The sequence below is a fragment of the Streptomyces sp. NPDC019531 genome (assembly GCF_044903305.1).
GTDB lineage: Bacteria > Actinomycetota > Actinomycetes > Streptomycetales > Streptomycetaceae > Streptomyces.
This window is the reverse complement of sequence record NZ_JBJDQL010000033.1, coordinates 90,242-107,685: the sequence shown is the minus strand read 5'-3', so window position 1 is coordinate 107,685 and position 17,444 is coordinate 90,242. Positions and strand designations below refer to the sequence as shown.

The following is a 17,444-nucleotide window of genomic DNA, read 5'->3' as shown; positions in this document are numbered from 1 at the left end:
GGGCGGACACCCCCCACCCCGTCCCCTTCGCGCCGTACGCGGCGAACAGCCCGTCGTGCTTTTAGGGGCGCGGGGAACTGCGCGATCAGCCCCCACCGGCCCGCAGTCGCCCCACAACCCGACCCGGCACCCCCTACTGCGTACGCCCACGCCGCCGCAGCAGAAGCAGTCCTCCCGCCACCGCGGTGATCCCCGCGGCCGCCGACCACTCGACGATGTCGTTGGAACCCGTGGCAGCCAGGTCCTGGCCGCCGGTGGCGGGGGATGCCGTACCCCCGGTCTGAGGCCGCGCACCGGAACCGGAGCTCGAAGAAGCACTCGAACTCGCCGCAGGCTGAGGCGAAGCCCCCGTGTCCGCCACCTTGTCTCGCGTGAACGTCAGCGTTCCGAAGCCGAGTTGGTCGTAGCCGCCGCTGTTGGGGCCGTAGTCGCCACCGCCCCCCTCCGGCGCCGACTTCGCCGCGGCCCGCGTGACGTACGACGCCGACAGACCCCGCCGCTTCGTGTAGTGGTTGGCGATCACCGCCCAGATGGGACGGGTCATCGCGGGGTCCACCCCGGCCGCCGCGGACGCCGTCTCCCGCCCCGACCAGATCCCGGCCGCCCCCTTCTCGCGGGTGTTCGCGGTGTAGGAGACCTCCCCGCCCAGACTCCACTTCGCCACGTACTGGGCCCCCTTGAGGAACCGGCTGTCGTCGTAGCCGTACAGGTCGTACCCCTGGTTCCACGCCATCTCGCAGAACGTGCCCATGAGGCCGACGCCGAGCAGCGCGTGTCCCTGGTCCCGGCCGGCTTCCAGCCATTCGGCGAGGCCGTCGTCGTGCACGACGGGGATGGCCTTCTTGATGGAGCCGAGGCCCTCGCCGTTCTTGAAGTAGTCGATGGCGCGGGTGACTTGGGACCTGTCGTCGCAGAAGATGCCCGTGGCCAGGACGCAGGCCATGGCGCACAGGTCCCAGTTGGTCCAGTAGTTGGTGATGACGGCGCCGTTGTGGTGGACCAGGAAGTCGTCGCTGAGCGGTGCGAAGACCTTGGAGAGCATCTCCTGGAAGCGGGCGAGTTCGAAGTCCGGGTGGTCGCGGACGAGTTCGGCGGCGTTGGCGAACTGGTAGCCGTAGAGCCCGGCGGCGAGGAAACGGTCCGCGGTGCCTTCGACGGACGTCAGCTTCGCTGACCAGGCGTTGAGGATCGCGACGGCCGTGTCGGCGTAGGCATCCTCGCCGCTGACGTGGTGGCGGAGGCCGTTCTGGTAGGCGGCGTGGATGTCGTTGTAGAGGGTCGCGTAGTTCTCGGGCGAGCCCGATCCCCGGTACACCGTCGCCTGCGGGTTCGCCGTCCAGCCGCTCTGCGCATGGCGGTTGGCGGTCAGCTTGGCGAAACCGGCCGTGTACGGCGCGGCACCCGCCTTCACCTTGGCGGCCATGCGGGAGAGGTCGGCGCTGGTGTGCAGCAGACCCGGGTGCGCGAGAGCGGAGCCGGCGGCGCTGGCGGTGGCGGGCAGTGCGGTCGCGGCGGTCACCGCGACACCCGCGGCTCCCGCCGCCTTGAGCATGCTGCGGCGGCTGATCTGTGCGGTCGAAGTCACGTACGTCATTCCTCGCGTGCCGGTGGCTGGGGACGGTCAGGAGACGCGAGGGTGGGACCGTCGATAACAGAAAAAGGAGCCGTGCCGATGAGCATCCGCAGGATCATGCCCGACATTCATGTCGAGTCGGGGGAGGCCCTGACGGCCAACCGCGCCTTCTACGGCCTGCTCGGCTTCGAGGAGGTCATGGACATGGGGTGGGTCGTGACACTGGCGTCGCCCGCCAACCCCACCGCCCAGATCAGCTTCCTCACCGAGGAGCGCACCGCCCCCGTCGTACCCGACCTGAGCGTGGAGGTCGAGGACGTCGACGCCGTGTACGCGCAGGTGCTGGCCTCGGGCGCGGAGGTCGTACGAGACCTGCGGGACGAGGAGTGGGGCGTACGGCGCTTCTTCGTACGGGATCCGAACGGCCGCGTGGTGAACGTGCTCACGCACCGGGCCGGGGGAGTGCGGTGACCTCTTGGGGTTTGCGGTCCGCCACCGCCCAGGACGCCAGCGCCACCGCGCCCGCGACCCCGAGCACCGCGGGCCATGCGCCCACCTTCCTGGCCAGCGGGTGGGACCCCGCGAAGGCGGCGACATAGGCGGCCGTCAGAGCCCCGGCGGCCTTCCCGCCGGCCCGCTCCCGCCACTGCTGGGCCGCCGCGGCTCCGGCGACGGCCAGCACCGCCCCGCCCAGCTGCCGCTTCTTCGTCCACCGAGCCACGCCGTACCCGCCGACGAGCCCGCTCGCCGCGACCACCGCGCTGGGAACCTTCGCCATGTCCGCCTCCACGGTCGATTTGTCCGAGGCTAACCTTCCGCCTCGCCCTTCCGTACGGCGGCCCTGGCGCGCAGCTCCGTCACATACGCGGAGGAGACGGCACAGCCGGCCGCGGCGAGGGCGAGGCCCACGGCGACGGGAGTGACGTACCCGGGGACCTCGTCGGCCGGGTAGCTGCCGCCGTCGTTCGTCTCGCAGACGAAGGAGAGGGGCAGGAAGCTCACCGAGTAGTCGACGACGTGGACGGCTCGTGCGTCCGTACGGCACGGCATGATCGGTGACGAACTCGTTCCGCCGTCCTCCGCCTCCAGGATCGCGCCGACGACGTACAGCAGGCCCCACGTGTAGACGAGGGCCGCCATCGCCCCCGCGAGCGCGGCGAACCCGCGCAGAGCGGTGGGGAGTTGGGCGCGGCGGGCGAGCCAGTCGGCAGTCCGCCCGCCGCCGTAGCCGAGGAACCCGCAGGCCGTGACCACGAGCACCAGGATGAGCAGCGGAACCAGCAAGAACATCCCCGGGCCCCCGTCCGATCGTTTCCGTGTCCGTCGGGGGTGAGCGTAATCGGGTGGTGGAGCGGCGCCGAGGGAACCTGTCGTCGCACGGCCAACCACGAGGAGACGAGGAGCAGTAGCTCATACAGCAAGGCATACGCCTCGCCGAAGAACGCTACGAGGCACCCGACTGTTCCTCCGGCCGCACACTCGAAAGGCTCGCCGCCGCACGGATCCTCATCGAACGCCGAGCCCGAAGCCGCGTGGGACCGCCTGCGCGGACCCATGAACATCTTCCTCAACGCGGCCCACGAGAACGACGGGTGCCTACTCCATCGATGTCTCGTCCCAGGGCCTCATGGCTACATCTTCGGACGGAAGGTCACGGCATATCCTGTGAACGAGCCTGTCTGTGACATAAGGCGCTTCTGTCAGCTTTCCGGGTAGTACGCAGTACACGTCTTCAGCCAGTTGCCTGATATCAGCTTCTACGGACAGTGGGGCCTGACCTTCCCCTATGTCGACCTTGATGCACGCATATGCCGAGAAGCGTGTCAGATCGGTTCCAGGAAGGACTGTTCTGGCCAGTGCGCCACGCAATAGATCAACTCGCTCCGCTTTCACGGATGTATCGGTGTCCTGGACTTCGTAGGCGTCATTGGTAAGGCCCACTACGTTCAGACCGGGCGGATGGTGCATCACGGCTGCTTCCAGGGAATCGAGCCAGAAAACGGGACGGTCCAGCACTGCCGGCCCATACAGAATGTGACTTTTCCAGAGGCGTATGGGAATGTCACATCCAAGATCCTTCACCATGCGACCCGTCTCACGCCCGGTGGCGAGTACAATTTTTTTCGATTGAACGGTACACGCAAGGACCCCCCTGTCGTCGCGGCATCGAATACCCCCGCCCGGATCGAACACGAGGCGGTGTCCCGTGAGGACCACAACACCATGTAGATTCGCCTCGGTCAGCAGGCGGCGATACAGGATACGCGCATCGAATCCGATATCCTCCACATAATAGGCTCTGTGGACTCGGCTCAGATCAGCAGATGCCAGGTTGGGTCGCAATTCGGCGAGATCGGCCCGCCGGAATGGAACCCCGGCTTCCTTCCAGCGTGCTTCGGCTTCGCCAGAACGATGGGGGTCATTTACCAGAGCGACTGCGGGCTCGTCCGCAGCGTAAAGCGATTCAGGCGCTATTTGCCGGATCTGACTGTTCCCGTAGAGGCACTTACGTGCCACTCGGACGGCAGTGCGGAAATCTGAAATGGCGGCAGCGTGATATGATCCAGAATGTAGCCATCCTTCATTTCTGGAGGACGCACCGGAACCGATCTTCGACGCTTGCTCCACCAGGACCACACGCAGACCGACACGGGCCAGCTTTACGCCGAGAAGCAATCCCGAGATGCCGGCTCCAGCGATCACGACATCGGTCTCGATATCTTTCACGACTTGAGACCACTCCTGATGTCGACCTGACTTCCCAGTGATCCTTCAGGCGGGACTTCAGGCATCCAGCGCACGGTCATGACGACCGATTCTTCAAGTGCCTCCCATGTGTGAAGCACGCTCGGTCCGTACATGACGTAGTCCCCCTGCGACAGCAGCTTCACCTCCGCCGGATCCTCGTCGGGGAAGGTGAAGCAAAAACTCCCCGAAACAAGCACGGCCAGACTCGTCGTTCCGTCACGGCCGCTTACCCCGTCTCTCTGGGCGCCGGCAACATGGTTGCTCCATTTGACTTCAACCAATCCGGAGCCTCGCAGGCCCACGCCTGGTCCCCAGAATGGTCCGACGAACCACCCTCGACAGGCATCGAATGCCGAATCCGTTGCGTTTCCCGTTGCAATGCGATCACCATCTGTGATTCTTAGCACGCGTGACTCCGTCGCGATTAAGAGCCTGCTTACCGGATTTCACGCCCCTGAGCTGGCTGCAAGCCCGCCACGAAGGGAAAATTCCGGGCTACGATCTCGAAACATGCTGTCACAGGTGTAATAGATCGAGTCGATCCAGCCGCCACTCTCGTTCCCCGAATTACGCAGGATGAAAGAGTAGCGTTGGTCGAATGAAAGTCCGGCACCGATCTCGAGTACTCCGCACGGCCCGGCGGAATCCTTGTAGTAGGTGAAGGAAAGGAGAGGGGAGTTTGGCAGGAAGTAAAGATCGAATGATCCCCCTGAGGATGGAGACAGGGGTGGCATCAATCGGAGTTTCTCGACGCTCGGCCCCACGTCGACTGTGGCATACGCTGACGGTGTCAGCCAATCCGAGGCGGCCAATGAAGGGTCCACCAGGCCGAACCGCGCACGCACCGCCTTTTCTTCGCAGACCGTCCAGATTCCTCTGAATTCCCTGGCCCATGCTTCGAGACTGCGTCCGACCACCAGCAGTTCCGACGAGTCTGTAATCCTGTCAAGAATCTGAGACACGGTGTACATCTTGAAGAGCTGAGTCCGACCGGAGAATATGTTGGATACGCCCAGCTTCTGCAGGTGCGCGCCTGTTGCAGGGATCTCGGCACGTGCTCCCTGTATGCGTGAGATCAGCCGGTCCCATTGCCGACTCCGAGCGTCCACGAAATCCAACCGGTCCAAGCCTCCAAGTCCGGCAGGAAATTCCAGAGCCCGCTCATAGACAACCGGAATCACGGGAATTTGCAGCCCAAGAGCGTATGCCCACTCGAACGTCACTTCATGAGACTGAACGGATCGGCTTGTGCAGATGACGACCAATGCGGCAGCTCGATGGATCGCGGCCACGATCTCGTTTCGCCAGTTGTCTCCCGCTTTGATCGTCGAGGAATCGATGAAACATGGAATCGAAGCGTCGCTCAACCGGTCCCGCAGTGCTCGTGCGATGTCCTCGTCATCCCGGCTGTAGCTGACGAACACGCCTTGATCTACTCCCCCCGCCACGGCCACTCCCTGCCCCTCAGCCGATATGTGTCGCTCGTTGTACGGGTCATACCCAAGCCCGGCGTCCATAAGTACGGGGGCCGTGCCGACACGCTGAGACTGGTTTCCGGCTGTTCCGATACGACAGCAGGGTGGTGGCCGGCCTATGTATGGGGACGGGCAGGTGCTGGCAGCCATCGTGTTCGTGGCCACGACGGGCTGCACCTGGAGGCAGCTGCAGCCGGGCTTCGGCCCGTCCGGGCCGAGCGCGCATCGGTGGTTGACCGAGTGGAGCCGAGCCCGGTTGTGGGGCAAAGCTGCGCCTGGTCCTGGACGAGCTCGGCGCCCGGGGTGCTCTGGACTGCTCGCGGTGGAGCGCATGCGGGTCTGGGAGGGCGTCCCTGTCGAGATCGCCGCCTCACACCTCATCGAGCAGCGCCGCCAGCCCGTGGTCCAACTCCGGCCCCAGGTCCTCCGTACCCGGCGCGACGACGTCGTAGGAGCGCAGCAGGAAGCGGCGGAGGGTGGCCGTGCTGAAGCGGATCATGGCGAGGCCGAGTGGTGAGTGGAACTCGATGACGGTTCGGGCCCAGCCGTGCGGCCGTATCCGTACGTCCCCCTCCCCCGTGGGTGAGCTGAGCCCCTCCTCAAGCAGGGCCCGCGCGAACATCCACGTCACGCCCTCGTCGTCGGCCGAGACGTGCGCGGGGAAGTCGATGTGCACGGCGAAGGGCTCGGCGGAGGTGTAGCGCAGGGTGGGGCGGATCGGGAGGTCCGGGTGGTCGGAGGTGATCAGGCGGGCGCGGACGGTCTGTTCCAGGGTGGTGAGGCGCATGAGCGGTGGTCCCCGTTTCGCGTCGGAGATGAGTCGGTTGCCTTGTCGAGTGGCAGCAGCGCCGGTTGATTACGCCGGGACCGGAACGGGTTCATGTGATCTGAATCACGACCGGAACTGAATGATTGAAAGTTTTGTCATCTACGCTGACAAACCCTTCCGCGCCCCGACTGCCGGGAACTGGAGCGTTCCTGCATGACCGATCGACCGGCCCGAGTGCCCGCCCAGACGTCACCCGCCTCCACCTCCGCGACCGCCGCGTACGTGCGGATCTACGAGGAGGAACAGCCGCGCCTCGTCGCGTACGCCCGCTCGCTCACCCGTAACACCTGGGCGGCCGAAGACCTCGTCGCCGAGGCGCACTTCCGCGTGTGGCGGCGGCTGTCCGCCGGGCACGAGATCGACAACGTCCCGGCGTACCTCATGACGACCGTGCGGCACCTCGCCTCCTCCGTCGCGAGTGCCACGCACGAGACCCCGCGCGACCCGCAGATCCCCGAACAGGCGTCCGCCGTTCATGCTCATGCGGAGGACCCGGCCGAACAGGTCTCCTCCACCGACCTGTTGGTACGCGTCCTCGGTGAACTCCCCGAACGCTGGGTGCAGGCCCTGTGGCTCGCCGACGCCGAAGGCCAGCCGCTGGAGACGGTCGGCCGGCAGATCGGCGCCAAGCAGGGCGCGACCGCCGTACTGCTGCACCGCGCCCGCGAAGGCATGCGCCAGGCGTTCCTGCGCGAGCAGACCGAGGCCCCCGACGATCCCGCGTGCGAGGTCCACTGGGTCCGTATGCCGGCCTACGTCCGCGGCAACGCGACCCCGCGCCAGTCCGAACGCCTCCTCGCCCACGTCGACGCCTGCGACGGCTGCCGGGGACGCCTCGCCGTCCTCATCCGCGCCAACAACCGGCTGCCCGCGCTCGTGGGTCCCGCGCTGCTGGTCTTCGCGGTGGCGGGCGGTGGTGCGGGGAAGTTCCTGGCATCGCTCACCTCTCTGACGGCCGGGTCCGCTTCGGCCGGCGGGAACGGTCTTCTTCATACGGCCCGTGCGGCGGGCCCGAAGGCCAAGGCCGCCCTCGCCTCCGGTACGGCGGCCGCCGCGGCCGTCGCGATCGTCATCGCCCTCGGGGTGAACGAGTCGCCCGCGACGGCGACGTTGCCGGGGAAGGCACCGGTCGCGCAGGCGCCGGTGGCGGAGCCGGCGACGGGGACCGTGGAGGAGTCGCCGCCCGGGGAGCCCTCGGTCGGTGAGCGGGTGCGGACGCGGACCCGGGCCGACGGGGTGGATGTGGGCGGCGTGCATTTGGTTGCGCATGTTCAGGGGGCGGGGGGCTCTGAGGGTGCCGGTGACTCCGGTGACTCCGGTGACTCCGGCGCTGCGGGCGGTTCGGATGACGGGGGCACCTCGGGCGGCGGGGGTGTCGTGGACACCTCGGCACCGCCGGAGGAGCCCGCGCAGGGAGGGCCGGACCCGAGTCCGAGCCCTGTGGTGCCCGCGCCCGGGGGAGAGGAGCCCGCGCTTGCGCCCGAGCCGAAGCCCACGGAGCCTGCGCCCGAGCCGAAGCCCACGGAGCCTGCGCCCGAGCCCTACCCCGAGCAGCCGAAGCCCACGGAGCCCGCGCCCGCGCCCGACCCTGAGCAGCCGAAGCCCGCTGACCCCGCACCCGCGCCCGATCCCGAGCAGCCGAAGCCCGCTGACCCCGACCCCGAGCAGCCGACCCCCACCACGCCGGGGGACGAGACGCCCGTACCGGAGCCGACACCGGACACCCCGACTCCCGCGGATCCCGCGCCTGTTGAGGAGACACCGGAGCCGCCGACGACTTCGGAACCGCCGACCGCACCGGAGTCACCCACCACCCCGGAGTCGCCGGCGCCCTCCGACCCCTCGGAGACCCCGACGACCCCGGACCCGTCGCCCGACCCCACCCCGGTCACCCCTCCCACCCCCGGCGACAACTGCTGACCCGAGCCAGCCGCTCCCGGAACTCCCCCCACCCGCAAGAGAGTTGGACCCACGTATGGAAAGCTGACGCGAGCCGCCGCCGGCCAGGCACCCGCGGCCGCCCGAGAGGAGCGCACCGTGAGAGAGAACGGCTTCCGTGCCGAGGAGATCGACACCAGCAAGCCGCACCCCGCACGGATCTACGACTACCTGCTGGGCGGCAAGGACAACTACGAGGTCGATCGCGAGGCAGGCGAGCGGCTGGTCGCGGCGGCCCCGGAGGCGCGGATCGGCGTACGCGCCAACCGGGCCTTCCTCAACCGGGCCGTCCGCCACGTCATCGGCACCGGTGTCCGCCAGATCCTGGACATCGGCACCGGCCTGCCCACCTCACCGAACGTCCACGAGACGGCACTTGAGGTGGCACCGGACATCCGCGTGGCCTACGTCGACAACGACCCGATCGTGAACACCCACGCCGGTGCCCTGCTCAGCGCGGACGGCACGACCAGCATCGTCCTCGCCGACCTGCGCGACCCTCGCTCGATCCTGGACGACCCCGACGTACGAGCCGTCATCGACTTCGACGAACCGGTCGCCCTGCTCCTGGTCGCCGTCGTCCACTTCCTCACCGAGGCGGACAAACCGCAGGAGATCATCGCCACCCTGCGGGACGCCCTCGCCCCCGGCAGCCACCTGATCCTGTCCCACACCACGGGCGACTTCGCGGACCGCAGCGACGCGGCATCGGTCTACAACAAGGCGACCGCCAGCATGAACCTCCGCACCCGTACCGAGATCGAGCGCTTCTTCGACGGCTTCGAGCTGCTCGATCCGGGCGTGGCCCAGGTCCCGTTCTGGCGCCCGGACACACCCCCGCCGCCCCGCTCGGAGGAGATCGGCTTCTACGGCGGGGTGGCCCGCAAACTCACCTGAGGCCAAGTCCCCCTTCAGCGCTGATACGGCTGCTGCGGGGCCTGTCCGCCGTACACCTGACCCCCCTGCCCGCCACCGGCCGCGGCCTGCGCCTGCAGTTGTTCCGCCTCCTGCGAGCTCACCTTGTTCTCCGCCCCGCAGAAGGTGCACTGCATCGCGTACTTGGTGGAGATCGGGAACAGCGGCACGAAGAACAGCGTGAACTTCGTGACGCGCTTGCGCAGGGTGTGCGCGGCCGGGTTTCCGCAGCGCCCGCACACCAGGGTGAGTATCGCGAGCTGGTACAGGTACCCCTTGGTACCGAAGAGGATGAGCATGGTGTCGTCGCCTTCCAGGATCAGTGCTTGAGGGGCAGTATCCCCGCAGACCACCCCTGGTGGCGACGGTGGAGGGTGGACGGCGTACGGCAGGACCGGATCCCGCCGCCACCGGCCGCCACCGGCCGTCAATGGTCGCCACCGACCGCCACCGGTCGCCACGGGGCGCCAACAGCCGCCAACGCGCGCCTCCGCCCGCCGTGACCGTCATCCGCCCTCCTGCCCGGTGGCGGCGCCGACGCGGTCGGCCGCGCGGGCGGAGGCCCACCAGCAGGCCGCGGCCAGGGGGAGCGCGACCAGCAGCGGCACCAGCGGGAAGCGCGGGTCGGCCCCGTCGGAGGAGAAGGCGTCCCGGACGGCGGCGTTCGCCGGTGACGCGGAGACCACAAGGAGCAGCACGGAACCGACGACCAGCCCGCCCGCCGCGCCCGCCGTCGTGCGCACCAGCGGCGGACTGCCGGCCGCGCCGAGCGCGCTGCCCGTCAACGCGCAGACCAGGCCGGTGGCGAGGCCGTTGCCGAGCACCGACGGAAGGTTCTCGGACGCCCGGCAGATCGGCAGCGAGACCGCCGTCGCGACTGCCACGAGCGACAGACCGACGCAGAGGGCGACGACGAGGGCCGCGTACTGGGGCCTCCGGGTGCCGGTCGCGGCGGCGAGACAGGCCCGGGCGGCGGGCGGTTCCGCGGCCAGCAGAGAGCGGGTGAGCCAGGCGAGGGCGGGCACCAGCACGGCGGCGTTCCAGCCGAGCTGGCTGCCGAGCAGGGACTGCCCGTCCAGTGAGATCGCCACCAACCCGACGTAGAGCAGCACGGGCGGGAGCCAGCGCTGGGAGCGCAGGAGGAGGGCGGCGTAGTAGCGGAGCAACGGGCTCACGGCCGGCCTCCGCTCACACGGCGGACGTGCACCCCGGACTCGGCGAGCAGCGCGCGCAGCACCGCGTCCGAGTGCGCCTCGTCCGTCTCCAGCCGTACGCTCCCGTCCGCGAGCGCGCTGACCGCCCGCACCCCCGGCAGCGCGGACAACGCCTCCGTGGACAACGTCTCCACCCCTCCTGCCGTCGCCCCGGTGCACTCGATCCGCACCGACGCGGCGACGACCGCCCCCGTCACGTCCACCGTCCCGCTCCCGACGGCCCACCGCAGTTCGGTGCGCTCGGCGAGCCGGGCCGGGTCGTGGTCGACGAAGACCACGGTCGCCCCCTCGGCCAGCCGCTCCTCCACCGCCTCGTCCAGCGCGTCCCGCGACCCGCTGTCCAACCCCGTCCACGCCTCGTCCAGCACCAACAACTCGGGCTCGGCGAGCAGCGCCTGTACGACGGCCACCTTCTGGCACGTCCCCTTGGACAACCGCGCCAACGGCTGCCCCGCATGCCCCTCCGCACCGAACCGCTCCAGCAGCCGCGCCCCCCGCCGCTCCGCCTCCGCTCCCGGCAGCCCGTGCACCCGCCCCATGAGCCGCAGATACTCCAGCGCGGTGAACGGCAATGCGGGCGGAAACCGCTCCGGTACGTACGCGGTACGCGCAGGGCGCCCGGACACCCGCCCCTGATCGGGCCGTGCGGCCCCCGCGACCACCTTCAGAAGCGTCGACTTCCCACACCCGTTGGCACCCTGGGCCCGGATCAACCGCCCGGCGGGCAGCTCCAGATCCACCCCACGCAACACCCACGGCCCACGCCACCCGTACCGCAGACCAACCCCCTCAAGCCTCATCCGGCTCAGCATAGGAGGGTCGCGGCGGGCGGGAGGCCGTATGACGTGTCGAATGCGCCGTCCCCCGATCGACGTGACAGTGAAGGCAGCCGAAGAAGCCTGACTGAAGACGCCCGAAGAAGCCTGAAGGCGCCCGAAGAAGGCGGGCGGAGGCCCACCAAGGCTGAAGCCCCCGAACCACAGGAGCCCGACCACATGACCGTCACCGCGGATCTCGCCATCTCCCTCGACGGCTGCATCGCCGGCACCGACATCACCCTCGACAACCCCGGCGGCAACGGCGCCGAACCCCTCTTCGAGTGGATCCACAACCTGGCGAGCTGGCGGGAACGCCAGGGCATGACCGGCGGCGAGGAGAACCGCGACTCCGAGCTGATGCGGGAGTGGTTCGACGCGACCGGCGCGGTGGTCATGGGCCGCATGATGTACGACACGGGCGCGGACTTCTGGGGCGAGAACCCCCCGTTCCGCACCCCGGTCTTCGTCCTGACCCACCGCCCTCGCCCGACCCTGGTCAAGCAGGGCGGCACCACCTTCACCTTCGTCACGGACGGCATCCACAGCGCCCTCGCCCAGGCGCGCGCGGCGGCCGGGGAGCGGAACGTCGACATCGCGGGCGGCGCGGACGTCGTACGGCAGTATCTGCGCGAGGGTCTCATCGACGAGCTGCAGCTGCATGTGGTTCCGGCGCTGCTGGGGGACGGGTTGCGGCTGTTCGAGGGGGTCGGAGCCGCAAACCTTGAGCAGATCAGGGTGGTCGAAACACCGCTGGCCACCCATCTGAAGTACCGCGTGGTGGACTGACCTGCCTGGCCCGGGGCGGGGTTCAGGCGTCCAGACGGCTGAGCGCCTGCATGGCCTCGCGCTCGATGTGCGAGAGGTCGTGGAGGACGCTGCCCGCTCGGCCGAGGTACTCCTCCTCGCCGGTCTCCCCTGCTCTCGTGATCAGCGCCGCGACCTCCGTCCACAACTCGGCGGCCTCGGCGTAGAGCCGGTGTCCGGTGCGGAGGCGGTCGTCGTCGACCTGTTGGGCGCATTCGGCCAGGAAGTCGCGGTAGAGGTTGCGGAACAGGGCGCCCCCGGTGCCGGCCTTCTCCATCAGGAGGGCGGCCTGCGGCAGATCCCGCTGCGGATCGTCGGTCCGTCGCAGCCACGTACGTACCAGCTTGCCGCTCTTCTCGATGCCGCGGTGACCGAGGTTGGCGATGGGTGGGTTGAGAAAGTTGTCGGCGCAGGTGGTGATGGCGGGGACGATCAGGTTCTCCCGCAGTTTCCCGGGCGCCGTGAGCGTGAAGGACCGGTGCCGGGCGGTCATCGGCCCCCGCGCCGCCCTGGCCCGGGCGAGCCCGTCCAGACTGGTGGAGACGGCTCCGCCCTGCTGGTCGGTGTCCACGAGGTAGGCATGGCGGTCGTCATACCCGTACAGGGCCACGACATGGCCCCCGAAGTGCACCTTCGACCCGAAGTAGTCCAGGTGGTAGCTGTCCAGCTGCAACCCCACGGGCTGTCCGCCCTCGACTCCGGCCACGACATTCGCCCACCCTTTCCGAGGCGAGGCGGTCTCCCGCACGTCGAGCTCCAGCCCGAGCGTGCCCACCAGATTCCTGGTGAGCTCGAACGGCTTGACCCGTCCCCCGAGAAAGGGGAACCCCATGTGCTTGCTGTCCCAGTAGACGAAGGACAGCCCGGACCCGAGGCCGAACAGCATGGGCTCGGAGAGATCGATTCCCTGGTGCCGAAGCAGTACGCCGAGGGTCGTCGTCTCGCAGTGCTGCATGCCGCGGGCATCGATGCCGGTCAGCGTGGGCATGGCGTGATCTCCTGGGGGCATGGGGGCATGGGGGCATGGGGGCATGGGGGCATGAGGGCATGGGTGGCACCCATCATGCCGAACCCGGACAGCCGGATCCTGCCGTCGCCCGCCCGCCCGCCCGCCCGCCCGTGCGCGACGCAGGGCTGAGTCGTCCCGCAACGGGTAGCCGATCGGACGAAGGGCACTTGCCGATACCGAGGGAGGGGGCCGCATGCCGCGCATGATGGAACGCATCAAGCAGTTCGCAGGGAGTCCGCAGGGGCGTCGTACGGCCGAACAGGCACGGCGGGCCGCAGCCGACCCCCGTCGCCGGGCCCAGGCCAAGCGCCTGCTGGGCAAGCTCCGCGGCCGTCACTGATCACACCCGCCGTACCGAGCAGGCCAGTTCGCGGTAGCCGTAGACCGACTCGGCTGATCGTTAAATGCGTCGCGTGTTGTCGCAGGGCGTCGGGATACTGCCCCGGTGATCCCATCCGCACTGCCTCAACTGCTCCGCCCTCGCGCCCTGGCGCCCGGAGACCTCGTCGTCATCGCGTCGCTGTCCGGGCCGCTTCACGCCCAATACGCGCCCGACCTCAAGCGGGCGGTGGCCGAGATCGAACGGATGGGATTCCGCGTACGCCTGGCACCGCTCCTCGAAGCGGGACGGCACCATTGGTGGAGCGCGGCACGGCCGGCGGAGATCGCCGAGGAACTCAACGCTCTTCTGCGCGATCCCGAGGTGCGGGCGATCATCGCGCATGACGGTGGCCAGACCGCGTTCGGATATCTCGACCTGATCGACGTCGAGGCGATCAGGGCCGACCCCAAGCCGATCCTCGGCTACAGCGACATCTCGCTGCTGCATCTGGTGCTCTACGCCCGCACGGGTCTGGTCGGGTTCCACACCGACCTGGCCACGTCCGGCCTCGGCGGGACGTGGCAGTCCGCGCCCGCGGCCCGCAGGCAGGAGCTCGAGAAGCTCTACTCGACGCTGCTGACCGGCACGGAGGCGATCGGTGCGCTGCCCGCCACCCCGTCGTGGGAGTGCTGGCGTCCCGGTCGCGCCGAAGGCCGCCTCATCGGCGGGGTGATCAATCGCATCGTGCTGGCGCAGGCAACGCCGTACGCGCTGCCCCTCGACTGGTTCGACGGTGCGGTGCTGTTCTGGGAGGAGACGGGCGGCCAGGCGTCGTACATCTGGAACTATCTGCAGGTGCTGCGGCACCGCGGCATCCTCGACCGGATCTCCGGCATGGTCGTGGGTGTCCCGCACGAGATCGAAGGACTCGGTACCTCCGAGGCCTCTCCGACCCTGTCCGAGATCGTCCTCGACGTCCTGGGCGACCGCGACATCCCGGTCCTGGGCAACGTCGAGTTCGGCCATGCGGGCCCCAACCTGCCGATGCCGGTGGGTATCCGCGTCGGCCTCGATGCGCGGCAGCGGACACTCTCACTGCTCGAACCGGCGGTACTGTCCCGTCAGAGCGATGGGACGGGTGGGCTGAGCAACGCGGGCCAGTGAGGATCGTGCGTCCTCAGGCTGAGGCGGTCGACTCCAAGAGGCCGCACGGCATTCGAACTCCTCTGCCTCCAGGCGTGGAACAGAGCTCCACCGGAACCGAGTGTCCCGACGACTGCTTGACCTCCATGCAAGCCGAACGGGCGTACAGGCGGGGGCCGTTACGCCTCACCCGCACAGCCGGATCCCTGGCAGCGCCTCGGGCGTCTCGGCGATCGCTCAGCCCGACTTCGGGTCGAACAGCTTCCAGCGGCCCTCGGAGACCACGTCGACGGCGCCGTCGACCACCTTGATGGCGGTCTGTTCGTCAATCGCATACGCCGGACCGGCGATCCCGGTCGCCCATCGTTCTGCCTCGGCCATGGTGTTCTCCGGACAGGCCGGGTGATCCAGGTGCGGGAAGATCGAGAAATCCACCAGGCCGAGTGTCCTGTCGCCGCCGGTGGGTGGTTTCCAGCCCATGAAGTGCTCGCCGATGCGGGGGGTCATCACCATGCTTCCGGCGCTGAGTCCGACGTAGACCGTGTCGGGCAGCGACGGCAGGAGTGCGGCGAGCCCGGATTCCCGCATCCAGTGGCTCAGGTACAGCGCGTCGCCGCCGTTGACCAGCAGGACGTCGGCCTCCCGGACCCAGGAGACCCAGTGCGCTTCGTCGATGCTGGGCAGCGCGGTGAGCTCCAGCATGCCTACCGACTTCCACCCCAGCCCGGTCATGGGGTGGGCGGATCGGCCGCTGATGAATCGCCATGGCTCGCCCGGGTCGGCGTCGGGGGCGCCGTATCCCGCGGTGGGGATGCAGAGGGCGCTGGACTCGGCGATCGGCTTGCCCAGGAGCTCGACCAGCGCATCCTGGATGCTCGCGTTCTTGATACCTGAGTCGGTGAGGAGAAGCTTCATCATTTCCTTCCCGAGGAATCATGAATGGATACCGGGTCAGGAGCCATCCTCGACGAGCCCAAAGCCTTCAGGGAAGCCCTCCAGGAATCTGTGGCGTGAGGGATCGCTCTTCTCCGTAAGCGAGGGAGGGAGCCATATGCCGCGCTGATGGAACGTATTGAGCAGTTCGTAAGGAGTCCTCAAGGGCGCCATACGGCCGAACAGACACGGCGGGCCGCAGCCGCCCCCCGTCGCCGGGCCCAGGCCAAGGGCTGGTTGGGCACATTCCGCGGCCGTCACTGAGGCACGTCCTCCGCACCGAGGAAGGGCTGGCTATCGACTGGGACACGCGAGGTCAGCCCTTGACCGGTTCGGGGAGCACGTCACCACTGCGAGGGACAGGTAGGAAGGTCGCTCAAGGTAGAAGCCGAGGGAGACATCCGCACCCAGGTTCAGCCTTACGAAGGCCGAGTCGGCCAGGAACGTGAGATGGGTGGCGTCGCGGTCCCACCCGGAGGCGAACCGCGGGGCGTGGTCGCCCAGTTGCTCCGCGAGCCAGGCAGCCGCTTCCTTGGGGTCGTCCCACGTGCCGCGAACCAACGATCGAGGCTTGACCAGCCAGTACGCGGTCTCCAGCGGAGGGAGGTCCGTTGCCGCGAATTCCGCGGACGCCTCTCGATAGCGCTGGATCAACTCCGGCCTGCTTCCGGCGGGAGGAGGCTCAGGATGCGGTGGACGCCGTAGGGCTTCGTCGTCGAAGCGGGCCTTCGGACCGGACCACAGAAAGCCGTGATGATGCACAGGTGTCCCCGTCAGGCGTCGTGGATCGAGGAGAGCCGGTCCCGGTTCAGTCCGGGAGCCGGGACCGGTAGGGGAGGAGGGATGGTCAGACGGACATCCCGAACCTCGCCGGGTCGATGCCGGCCGAGTCCAACTCCTCGGTGGTGAACCGCAACGGCACCGCGTCCGGCACCTTGCTGTCGCCCAGGGCCCAGGCGTCGTCACCGATCCGGGCCAGCGTCACGCACCCTTCGGTGCAGGGCCCTCCGCACGCCTTCACGAAGGAGGCGCCGTCGATGTCCAGCTCGTACAGATCGCTTCCGTTCAGCATTGCTGCACCTTCCTGCTTACCTGCCACGGTCAGCACTGACCGCCACCACCCATGCCGGGCGGAAGTTCATTGAGTGGGGGAGTAGCGGAGGATGCCCCCAGAATCGACCAACGGCAGCGAGTCAGGCTGACGTGTTCTCGCCGACTCGCTGATGGCCCGCGTCGATCAGATCCCTTACAGCCTGGGGCCTGCACAGATCGCCCTCGTATCGAGGCGGGACGACCCAGTAGGTGCCCGGCGGTTCTCGACGACCGATCCGCGGAACTCCCAGATACGTGTCGCTCTGCAGGCACGGTGCTGTCTCGCTGTAGTCCCAGACCAGTCCGGCGTGCCACTGGATGAGGGCGTAATACGTCGGTCCCGCGGTTCGGTAGTCGTGGATCACGGGGCCGTCCAGTCGTTCAGCCAGAGCCTTGGCCACCAGATCAGGGGCGTCTGGGCGCAGAGCGCCGTTCACCAGTGCCTCGGTGAGCCGTACGGCTGCGAAGCTTCGGCCGAGAGGGAGCAGTGCCACCCCGTGCTCGGACCACTCCAGGAGTACCTGAGCGGGCACGGGATGGGCTCGGGCGAGCCACTCGGCGATCAGCCTGTCGAGTACGTGCTTCTCCATCCCCGGCCTCCGTGGGGGTCGCCAGTCCGTCGGCGATGACA

At 68.5% G+C, this 17,444-nt stretch carries 21 protein-coding genes and 1 pseudogene; 7 read left to right on the top strand and 15 right to left on the bottom strand.

Features of this window, described 5'->3' with window-relative positions; genetic code table 11:
- Positions 1–133: 133 nt before the first annotated feature.
- The gene (locus ACI2L1_RS31585; RefSeq protein WP_404742816.1) at positions 134–1,594 is read right to left on the bottom strand and encodes an alginate lyase family protein; all 1,461 of its coding nucleotides are present in this window, start codon (positions 1,592–1,594) and stop codon (positions 134–136) included.
- A 78-nt stretch (positions 1,595–1,672) separates the two neighbouring features.
- Between ACI2L1_RS31585 and ACI2L1_RS31580 the strand changes: the two genes are divergently transcribed.
- Complete coding sequence (locus ACI2L1_RS31580; protein ID WP_404742815.1) at positions 1,673–2,044, top strand: VOC family protein; 372 nt, start codon at positions 1,673–1,675, stop codon at positions 2,042–2,044.
- On the opposite strand, the gene ACI2L1_RS31575 is transcribed toward ACI2L1_RS31580, so the two are convergent.
- The 5 genes from ACI2L1_RS31575 to ACI2L1_RS31555 all read right to left on the bottom strand — a co-directional run bounded on the left by ACI2L1_RS31575 (position 2,016) and on the right by ACI2L1_RS31555 (position 5,745).
- The gene (locus ACI2L1_RS31575) at positions 2,016–2,351 is read right to left on the bottom strand and encodes a hypothetical protein (protein WP_404742814.1); all 336 of its coding nucleotides are present in this window, start codon (positions 2,349–2,351) and stop codon (positions 2,016–2,018) included. The genes ACI2L1_RS31580 and ACI2L1_RS31575 overlap by 29 nt on opposite strands.
- Before the next feature lie 29 nt (positions 2,352–2,380).
- Entirely contained in the window at positions 2,381–2,863 is a 483-nt protein-coding gene (locus tag ACI2L1_RS31570) for a hypothetical protein (protein ID WP_404742813.1), read from the bottom strand.
- 306 nt (positions 2,864–3,169) lie between these two features.
- Positions 3,170–4,300 carry an NAD(P)/FAD-dependent oxidoreductase gene (locus ACI2L1_RS31565; RefSeq protein WP_404742812.1) on the bottom strand — a complete coding sequence of 377 codons (1,131 nt, stop codon included), beginning with the start codon at positions 4,298–4,300 and terminating at the stop codon, positions 3,170–3,172.
- Positions 4,297–4,728 carry a signal peptidase I gene (locus tag ACI2L1_RS31560; protein ID WP_404742811.1) on the bottom strand — a complete coding sequence of 144 codons (432 nt, stop codon included), beginning with the start codon at positions 4,726–4,728 and terminating at the stop codon, positions 4,297–4,299. The genes ACI2L1_RS31565 and ACI2L1_RS31560 overlap by 4 nt, the downstream gene beginning before the upstream one ends.
- A 39-nt stretch (positions 4,729–4,767) precedes the next feature.
- Positions 4,768–5,745, bottom strand: a complete 978-nt coding sequence (locus tag ACI2L1_RS31555; RefSeq protein WP_404742810.1) for a toll/interleukin-1 receptor domain-containing protein — start codon at positions 5,743–5,745, stop codon at positions 4,768–4,770.
- Between the two features lie 130 nt (positions 5,746–5,875).
- On the opposite strand from ACI2L1_RS31555, the pseudogene ACI2L1_RS31550 reads away from it, so the two are divergent.
- Positions 5,876–6,152, top strand: a pseudogene (locus tag ACI2L1_RS31550) (transposase); the annotation flags it as partial.
- A gap of 14 nt (positions 6,153–6,166) precedes the next feature.
- Here ACI2L1_RS31550 and ACI2L1_RS31545 read toward each other — a convergent pair.
- On the bottom strand, positions 6,167–6,583 hold the full coding sequence (locus ACI2L1_RS31545; protein WP_404742809.1) for an SsgA family sporulation/cell division regulator: 417 nt from the start codon (positions 6,581–6,583) through the stop codon (positions 6,167–6,169).
- Between the two features lie 195 nt (positions 6,584–6,778).
- Here ACI2L1_RS31545 and ACI2L1_RS31540 point away from each other — a divergent pair, with 195 nt between their 5' ends.
- Complete coding sequence (locus ACI2L1_RS31540) at positions 6,779–8,545, top strand: sigma-70 family RNA polymerase sigma factor (protein WP_404742808.1); 1,767 nt, start codon at positions 6,779–6,781, stop codon at positions 8,543–8,545.
- A 117-nt stretch (positions 8,546–8,662) separates the two neighbouring features.
- The gene (locus ACI2L1_RS31535; protein ID WP_404742807.1) at positions 8,663–9,460 is read left to right on the top strand and encodes an SAM-dependent methyltransferase; all 798 of its coding nucleotides are present in this window, start codon (positions 8,663–8,665) and stop codon (positions 9,458–9,460) included.
- 14 nt (positions 9,461–9,474) lie between these two features.
- On the opposite strand, the gene ACI2L1_RS31530 is transcribed toward ACI2L1_RS31535, so the two are convergent.
- The 3 genes from ACI2L1_RS31530 to ACI2L1_RS31520 all read right to left on the bottom strand — a co-directional run bounded on the left by ACI2L1_RS31530 (position 9,475) and on the right by ACI2L1_RS31520 (position 11,492).
- Positions 9,475–9,777, bottom strand: coding sequence for a zinc-ribbon domain-containing protein (locus ACI2L1_RS31530; protein WP_404742806.1), 303 nt, complete (start codon positions 9,775–9,777; stop codon positions 9,475–9,477).
- Between the two features lie 207 nt (positions 9,778–9,984).
- Positions 9,985–10,653 (bottom strand): hypothetical protein, encoded by a 669-nt coding sequence (locus ACI2L1_RS31525; protein WP_404742805.1) that lies wholly within the window; start codon positions 10,651–10,653, stop codon positions 9,985–9,987.
- Positions 10,650–11,492, bottom strand: a complete 843-nt coding sequence (locus ACI2L1_RS31520; RefSeq protein WP_404742804.1) for an ATP-binding cassette domain-containing protein — start codon at positions 11,490–11,492, stop codon at positions 10,650–10,652. Before ACI2L1_RS31520 ends, ACI2L1_RS31525 begins: the two co-directional genes overlap by 4 nt.
- A gap of 195 nt (positions 11,493–11,687) precedes the next feature.
- On the opposite strand from ACI2L1_RS31520, the gene ACI2L1_RS31515 reads away from it, so the two are divergent.
- On the top strand, positions 11,688–12,296 hold the full coding sequence (locus ACI2L1_RS31515) for a dihydrofolate reductase family protein (protein WP_404742803.1): 609 nt from the start codon (positions 11,688–11,690) through the stop codon (positions 12,294–12,296).
- Between the two features lie 22 nt (positions 12,297–12,318).
- Here the strand turns inward: ACI2L1_RS31515 and ACI2L1_RS31510 are convergent, their stop codons facing one another.
- The gene (locus ACI2L1_RS31510; RefSeq protein ID WP_404742802.1) at positions 12,319–13,302 is read right to left on the bottom strand and encodes a BtrH N-terminal domain-containing protein; all 984 of its coding nucleotides are present in this window, start codon (positions 13,300–13,302) and stop codon (positions 12,319–12,321) included.
- Between the two features lie 214 nt (positions 13,303–13,516).
- Between ACI2L1_RS31510 and ACI2L1_RS31505 the strand changes: the two genes are divergently transcribed.
- Both ACI2L1_RS31505 and ACI2L1_RS31500 read left to right on the top strand, forming a co-directional pair.
- Entirely contained in the window at positions 13,517–13,663 is a 147-nt protein-coding gene (locus tag ACI2L1_RS31505; RefSeq protein WP_404742801.1) for a hypothetical protein, read from the top strand.
- Positions 13,664–13,768: 105 nt separating this feature from the next.
- Positions 13,769–14,809, top strand: a complete 1,041-nt coding sequence (locus tag ACI2L1_RS31500; protein WP_404742800.1) for an LD-carboxypeptidase — start codon at positions 13,769–13,771, stop codon at positions 14,807–14,809.
- A gap of 216 nt (positions 14,810–15,025) precedes the next feature.
- Here ACI2L1_RS31500 and ACI2L1_RS31495 read toward each other — a convergent pair whose 3' ends face one another.
- The 4 genes from ACI2L1_RS31495 to ACI2L1_RS31480 all read right to left on the bottom strand — a co-directional run bounded on the left by ACI2L1_RS31495 (position 15,026) and on the right by ACI2L1_RS31480 (position 17,403).
- A complete protein-coding gene (locus ACI2L1_RS31495) occupies positions 15,026–15,703 on the bottom strand; it encodes a Type 1 glutamine amidotransferase-like domain-containing protein (protein ID WP_404742820.1) in 678 nt (225 codons plus the stop codon).
- 312 nt (positions 15,704–16,015) lie between these two features.
- Positions 16,016–16,483, bottom strand: a complete 468-nt coding sequence (locus tag ACI2L1_RS31490; protein WP_404742799.1) for a hypothetical protein — start codon at positions 16,481–16,483, stop codon at positions 16,016–16,018.
- A gap of 85 nt (positions 16,484–16,568) precedes the next feature.
- Entirely contained in the window at positions 16,569–16,793 is a 225-nt protein-coding gene (locus ACI2L1_RS31485; protein ID WP_404742798.1) for a DUF397 domain-containing protein, read from the bottom strand.
- A gap of 121 nt (positions 16,794–16,914) precedes the next feature.
- Positions 16,915–17,403 carry a hypothetical protein gene (locus ACI2L1_RS31480; protein ID WP_404742797.1) on the bottom strand — a complete coding sequence of 163 codons (489 nt, stop codon included), beginning with the start codon at positions 17,401–17,403 and terminating at the stop codon, positions 16,915–16,917.
- Between the last annotated feature and the right edge of the window lie 41 nt (positions 17,404–17,444).